Annotated in this window: 6 protein-coding genes; 3 read left to right on the top strand and 3 right to left on the bottom strand. The window is 72.5% G+C overall.

All coding sequences use genetic code 11. The annotated features are described in order from the left end of the window. Window positions 1-114 precede the first annotated feature (114 nt). Window positions 115-519 (bottom strand): hypothetical protein, encoded by a 405-nt coding sequence (locus ASE87_RS13055; protein WP_137847233.1) that lies wholly within the window; start codon window positions 517-519, stop codon window positions 115-117. Between the two features lie 57 nt (window positions 520-576). Next, complete coding sequence (gene msuE / locus ASE87_RS13050) at window positions 577-1293, bottom strand: FMN reductase (protein WP_082452605.1); 717 nt, start codon at window positions 1291-1293, stop codon at window positions 577-579. Window positions 1294-1365: 72 nt separating this feature from the next. Between msuE and ASE87_RS13045 the strand changes: the two genes are divergently transcribed. The 3 genes from ASE87_RS13045 to ASE87_RS13035 all read left to right on the top strand — a co-directional run bounded on the left by ASE87_RS13045 (window position 1366) and on the right by ASE87_RS13035 (window position 4630). Continuing rightward, entirely contained in the window at window positions 1366-2160 is a 795-nt protein-coding gene (locus ASE87_RS13045; protein WP_082452604.1) for a class I SAM-dependent methyltransferase, read from the top strand. A gap of 104 nt (window positions 2161-2264) precedes the next feature. Beyond that, the gene (locus ASE87_RS13040) at window positions 2265-3371 is read left to right on the top strand and encodes a hypothetical protein (RefSeq protein ID WP_056229061.1); all 1107 of its coding nucleotides are present in this window, start codon (window positions 2265-2267) and stop codon (window positions 3369-3371) included. Then, window positions 3368-4630, top strand: coding sequence for a kynureninase (locus tag ASE87_RS13035; protein ID WP_056229058.1), 1263 nt, complete (start codon window positions 3368-3370; stop codon window positions 4628-4630). Before ASE87_RS13040 ends, ASE87_RS13035 begins: the two co-directional genes overlap by 4 nt. A gap of 651 nt (window positions 4631-5281) precedes the next feature. Here the strand turns inward: ASE87_RS13035 and nrdF are convergent. Then, complete coding sequence (gene nrdF, locus ASE87_RS13030) at window positions 5282-6283, bottom strand: class 1b ribonucleoside-diphosphate reductase subunit beta (RefSeq protein WP_043596546.1); 1002 nt, start codon at window positions 6281-6283, stop codon at window positions 5282-5284. Window positions 6284-6292: the final 9 nt, after the last annotated feature.

The raw sequence follows: 6292 nt of genomic DNA, 5'->3' as shown, positions 1-6292 counted from the left end.
GGTGCCGGTCACGACCGGCACCGCGCCTCCTGCGTCCGGTCGCGTCGGGCGCGCGGGTCGGCCGCGAGGCCTCGGCTCAGCCGCCGACCTCACGCCCAGCAGCCGGGACCCGGCTCAGCCGCGGGGCTTGAAGAGGCGAGCGATGCTGTCGCGCACCGACTCCTCGATGGTGTCGGTGAAGCCGTTCGAGAAGCCGAGGGCGTCGTTCGGGGCCGACGCTGCCGTCATCGACTCGACGACGCGCTGACCGTGGTGGGCGCGCGCCTCGCGAACCGACGCGAAACCGAGGCCGAGGTCGGTCGCGGCCCGGGCCAGCAGCCCTTCGCGGTCGTCGTCGGTGCTCGTCTGCGCCTCGGCGAGCGCGAGCACCGAGAGGTCGTCCACGCCGTCGGCCACCCATCGCGCGGCGCGCCCCGGGAGCACCCCGGACGGCAACAGGCCGAGCCGGCGCTGAGCCTCGCTGTCGCGGATCTCGGCGCGGGCGACGGACGGGTCACGGGGCGTCGGGTCGAGGGTCACGACGACCACGATACCCGCGGGCATCCGCGGCGGCTGCCCCGCCTTCGGGTCGTGCGCTCAGCTGAACAGCCGTGTGGGCGTCGAGAGGTCGAGCTCGCTCACGCGCGCTTCCTCCCCCGACGGACCGTCGCCCGCGCCACCGTCGTCGAGGCTCCGCTCGATGCGCCCCTTCTCGGCGATGCTCGACCGGATCAGGGGCAGGCCGCGCTGGATCGCGTGACGGATGCGCTCCTGCAGCAGCGGGGCCGTGACCGCGTACTTCTCCGCGCCCCCGGTCGCCGTGAAGTCGGTCGTGTGCGCGTACACGCCGAGCGGCAGCGTGAGGGCCTGGAAGAACCCGAACAACGGTCGCAACGAGTGCTCGATGATCAGCGCGTGGCGCTCGCTGCCGCCCGTCGCGGCGAGCAGCACGGGCACGTCGACGAGCGCGTACTGCTCGACGAAGTCGAAGAGGTGCTTGAAGAGCCCGGTGAAGGAGGCGCGGTAGACGGGCGAGGCGACGATCAGCAGGTCGGCGGTCTCGATGGCGACCAGCTCGCGCTCGACCCGCTCGTCGAGCTGGTCGCGGGTGAGCGCGCCGGCGAACAGGGGCCCGAGTTCGCTGACCCGGATCACGTGCGCCTCGATAGGCAGGACGTCGCCCAGCGCCGTGACGATCTCGTGCACGAGGGCGTCGGTCTTGGACGGCGTGCTGAGGGTGCCCGACACGGCGACGACCCGCAGGGGCCGGGTCGGACGCGGGGACGCGGGGGGCGGAGGCAGCGTGGAAGTCATCCCGTCCATGCTGCGCCCGAGGCCGACGTAACACAGGGTGTGTGACGGATCGTGACGTGCGACAGTGTCCCGGTGACACATCGACCACAGCAGGAGGGGTTCGACCCGGCCGCCCACGGCTTCGACCCCGCACGACCCGATTCCGACCTCGCCGCCTCGTTCGGGCTGGCCGCCGACGTCTACGAGAGGGGTCGCCCGTCGTACCCCCTCGAGGCCGTCGACTGGCTGCTGCCCGAGGGCGCCTGTCACGTGGTCGACCTGGGGGCCGGCACGGGCAAGCTGACCCGCCTGCTGCTCGACCGCGCTCCGTCGGTCACGGCCGTCGAGCCCTCGCCCGGCATGCGCGCCACCCTCGAGCAGGTCGTCCCCGGGGCGACGTCGGTCGCGGGGTCCGCCGAGAGCATCCCCCTCGGGGACGACTCGGTCGACGCCGTCCTCGTGGCGCAGGCCTGGCACTGGGTCGACACGGACCGGGCCGTGCCCGAGATCGCCCGCGTTCTCCGCCCCGGCGGCACGCTCGGCCTGATCTGGAACATCCGCGACGAGTCGGTGCCGTGGGTCGCCGAGCTCAGCCGGGTGATGCACCAGCCGCGCGAGCGCGACATGGGGTCGGACGCCCCGGTCGTCGGTGCCCCCTTCGGCACCGTCGAGCGACACGACGTCGCCTGGGTGCACGAGCTGGGTCGCGACGAGTTCCTCGCCATGATCGCGTCGCGCAGCTACGTCATCACGCTCTCGCCCGACGACCGCGCGGCCCTGCTGGGCGACGTCGAGCGGCTGCTCGACACCCACCCCGACACCCGCGACGTCGAGCTCATCCGCCTGCCCTACGTCGCGCGGTGCTCGCGGGCCGTCCTGCCCTCGTAGGTCGCGCCTCCTCGGCCCCTCCCCACCCTGCGGGCCCGCCTCGTCGTCCCCGGACGCGGGCGGGCCTGCAGGGCACGGGCAGCACGCACGAATAGGGTCGGGTCATGGACCAGGAGGCGCGGCTCGTCACGGTCGACCACGCCTGGTCGGGCCGGTGGTCCGGTCGCAGCCTGTTGCGACTCGACGCCCACGGCGTCGTCTTCGCCGGGTCGGCCGACGCGCACGACGCCGACACCCTGGCCGGTGCCGAGCTGCCGCACGTGCCGGGCACCGTGCTCGCCCCCTTCACCGACTCACACGTCCACCTCGGCCTGATCGACGCCGCGCAGCTTCCCGTCGGCGGCATCTCGCGGGTCGTCGACCTCGGGTGGGACCCGGCGATCGCGCAGGGCTGGCTCGGCCGGTCCGGCCGGGACGGCTGGCCCGAGGCGACCATCGCCGGCGGGTTGATCACGGCACCGGGCGGGTACCCGAGCCGGGCGGGCTGGGCGCCGCCCCGCGCCTCCCTCGCGGTGGGCGGCCTCCGCGCCTCGACCCGGCTGCGCCGCGCGGCCCGGGTCGTCGAACGGCAGCACGCCCTCGGCGCCTCGATCGTCAAGGTCGCCCTGAACTCCGACGTCGGCCCCGTCCTCGACGACGCGACGCTGGGCGCCGTCGTCGACGCCGCGCACGGACTCGACCTGCTCGTGGTGGCCCACGTCCAGGGCGTCGGCCAGGCGGCACGCGCGGCCGACGCCGGGGTCGACCGGCTCGCCCACACCCCCTTCAGCGAACGGCTCGACGACGACCTGATCGCCCGACTGGCCGCCTCGACGACGTGGGTGAGCACGCTGGACATCCACGGCCACGGTCTCGGTGGGGTCGCGCACGAGACGGCGGTCGACAACCTCTCGCGGTTCCGTGCCGCGGGTGGCCGGGTGCTCTACGGCACCGACCTCGGCAACGGCGACCTGCCGCTCGGCGTGAACGAGCGCGAGCTGCGTGCCATGGGTCGGGCCGGCTTCGGGCTGGCGGGACTGCTCGACGCCCTCGCCCCCGACGTCGCCGAGCCGGCCGGCGGCGCGCGCCTGCCGTTCACCCGCGTGACCTGGATCGCCGACGCGCCCCGCGCCTCCGCGTCCTCCGACGAACGGGCCGCCTGGCTCGCCCGCGCGACCGCACTGACCGCCGACGAGCTGCTCGCCGTCGCCCTCGAGGAGAAGACCCGATGACCGATCCGCTCGCCTACCCCGTCGACTCCACCGACCCCGACGAGCAGGCCTCGGCGCATCCGGCCGGCCCGCTCGACGCCGCCGACCCGCTGGCGTCGTTCGTCGACCGGTTCGTGCCGGCCGTCGACGTGGTCTCGTACCTCGACGGCAACTCGCTCGGGCGGCCCGTGACCGCCACGCTGTCGCGACTGTCCGAGTTCGTCGAAGGCGCCTGGGGCACGCGGTTGATCCGCTCGTGGGACGAACGCTGGATGGCTCTGCCGACCGAGCTCGGTGACCGCATCGCGGCGGCCTGCCTCGGTGCCGCCCCGGGTCAGACGGTCGTGGCCGACTCGACGACCGTGTTGCTCTACAAGGCGATCCGCGCGGGTCTGCGGGCCCGGCCCGACCGCCACGAGATCGTCATCGACGACGACCAGTTCCCGACCGACCGCTTCGTCGTCGAGGGCATCGCCCGCGAGCACGGGGCCACGATCCGCTGGATCGCCGTCGACAAGGCGACGGGCGTGACCGTGTCGCAGGTGCGCGACGTCGTGGGGCCCGACACCGCACTGCTGCTGGTGAACCACGTGTCGTACCGATCGGGCTGGTTGGTCGACCTGCCCGCGATCACGACGCTCGTGCACGAGGCGGGCGGGCTCGTGCTGGCCGACCTCTGCCACAGCGTCGGCGTCGTGCCGATGCAGCTCGACGAGTGGGGCGTCGACCTCGCCGTCGGCTGCACGTACAAGTACCTGAACGGTGGGCCGGGTGCCCCCGCGTTCGTGTACGCCCGCGCCTCGCTGCTGCCCGAGCTCGACCAGCCGATCCAGGGGTGGATGGGCGCGGCCGACGTGTTCGCCATGGCCGACGGGTACGAGGCGGCGGCCGGCATCCGGCGGTTCGTCAGCGGGACTCCCCCGGTGATGGGCATGCTCGCGATGCACGACATGCTCGACCTGATCGACGAGGCCGGCATCGACGCGATCCGGTCGAAGTCGCTCGCCCTGACCGACTACGCGTTCGACCTCGTCGATGCCTGGCTCGTGCCGCTCGGGGTGACCGTGGCGACGCCCCGGGCCGCGACGGAACGCGGCAGCCACGTCACGATCACGCACGAGTCGTTCCGCGGGATCGTGGCCCGCCTCTGGGACGCCGGCGTCGTGCCCGACTTCCGCAACCCCGACGCCCTGCGCATCGGACTGTCGCCGCTCAGCACCTCGTTCGCCGAGGTGCGCATCGGCATCGCCGCGATCCGGGCGGCGTTGCTCGCCGACTGAGCACGCACCCGGCACACCGCCGAGTGGGCAGGACACCGCGGCACGAGGCGGCGCCTTCTCCGGTTCCCCGTGTTCTCGCGGACGGACGCCCCCGGCGCCGGGTGGGCGCAGTCAACCGGGCCCTGCGCCTTCCGCCCGCCCCGCGCCCGTGCCCGCCCTCGTGCCGAACCCGACCACACCGCGCCCGCCCCCGCGCCGAACTCGACCACCCCGCGCCCGCCCCCGCGTATCGCGCCGAACCCGACCGCCCCACGCCCGCCCCCGTGCCGAACCCGACCGCCCCACGCCCGCCCCCGCGTACCGCGCCGAACCCGACCGCACCACGCCCGCCCCCGCGCCGAACCCGACCGCACCACGCCCGCCCCCCGCCCGCGTCCCGCGCGCCGAACCCGACCGCCCCACGCCCGCCCCCGCGCCCGCCCCCGTGCCGAACCCGACCGCCCCGCCCCCGTGCCGAACCCGACCGCCCCGCGCCCGCGTACCGCGCCGAACCCGACATCCAGCGTGGACGAAAACGTTTGCGGCCGAAGATGAGCGGCGTGTCGTCCCTCGACGGTCGCGAATTGCACACCGGAGCAGAGCGAGGACGAGCGGACGCAGAACAGGCGCCGCCCGGGGTGGGCGACGCCTGCTGCGTGGTGCGGGGGTGGGTTAGAAGTCCCAGTCCTCGTCTTCGGTGTTGACGGCCTTGCCGATGACGTACGACGAGCCCGACCCCGAGAAGAAGTCGTGGTTCTCGTCGGCGTTCGGCGAGAGCGCGGACAGGATCGCCGGGTTCACGTCGGTCGTCTCTTTGGGGAACATCGGCTCGTAGCCGAGGTTCATCAGCGCCTTGTTGGCGTTGTAGTGCAGGAACTTCTTGACGTCTTCGCTGAGGCCGACGCCGTCGTAGAGGTCTTGCGTGTACTGGATCTCGTTCTCGTACAGCTCGAAGAGCAGGTTGAACGTGTAGTCCTTGATCTCTTGCTTGCGCTCGTCGGACGCGCCTTCGAGACCCTTCTGGAACTTGTAGCCGATGTAGTACCCGTGTACGGCCTCGTCGCGGATGATGAGGCGGATCAGGTCGGCCGTGTTGGTCAGCTTGGCGCGCGAGGACCAGTACATCGGCAGGTAGAAGCCGCTGTAGAACAGGAAGGACTCGAGCAGCGTCGAGGCGACCTTGCGCTTCAGCGGGTCGTCGCCCGTGTAGTAGTCGAGGACGATCTGGGCCTTCTTCTGCAGGTTGACGTTCTCGGTCGACCAGCGGAAGGCGTCGTCGATCTCGGGGGTCGACGCGAGGGTCGAGAAGATCGACGAGTAGCTCTTGGCGTGCACCGACTCCATGAACGCGATGTTCGTGTAGACGGCCTCTTCGTGCGGGGTGATCGCGTCGGGGATCAGGCTGATCGCGCCGACGGTGCCCTGGATGGTGTCGAGCAGCGTCAGGCCGGTGAAGACCCGCATGGTCATCTGCTGCTCTTCGGGCGTCAGGGTGTTCCACGACTGGACGTCGTTCGACAGCGGGATCTTCTCGGGCAGCCAGAAGTTGTTGACCAGCCGGTTCCAGACCTCGACGTCCTTGTCGTCGTGGATGCGGTTCCAGTTGATCGCACTGACTGACGAGATCAGCGGGACCGACTTGCCGGTGGCGTGCACCGGATCGGTGATGGTCATGACGTGCCT

The sequence above is a fragment of the Frigoribacterium sp. Leaf44 genome (assembly GCF_001421865.1).
In the GTDB taxonomy this organism is placed as follows: domain Bacteria; phylum Actinomycetota; class Actinomycetes; order Actinomycetales; family Microbacteriaceae; genus Frigoribacterium.
The sequence above is the reverse complement of the archived record's forward strand: the minus strand, read 5'-3'. Positions and strand labels throughout refer to the sequence as shown.

Excerpts from the sequence above, each read along its gene's own strand:
- nrdF (WP_043596546.1), bottom strand. The coding sequence starts at position 6,283 with ATGACCATCACCGATCCGGTGCACGCCACCGGCAAGTCGGTCCCGCTG.
- ASE87_RS13040 (WP_056229061.1), top strand. The coding sequence starts at position 2,265 with ATGGACCAGGAGGCGCGGCTCGTCACGGTCGACCACGCCTGGTCGGGC.
- ASE87_RS13035 (WP_056229058.1), top strand. The coding sequence starts at position 3,368 with ATGACCGATCCGCTCGCCTACCCCGTCGACTCCACCGACCCCGACGAG.
- msuE (WP_082452605.1), bottom strand. The coding sequence starts at position 1,293 with ATGACTTCCACGCTGCCTCCGCCCCCCGCGTCCCCGCGTCCGACCCGG.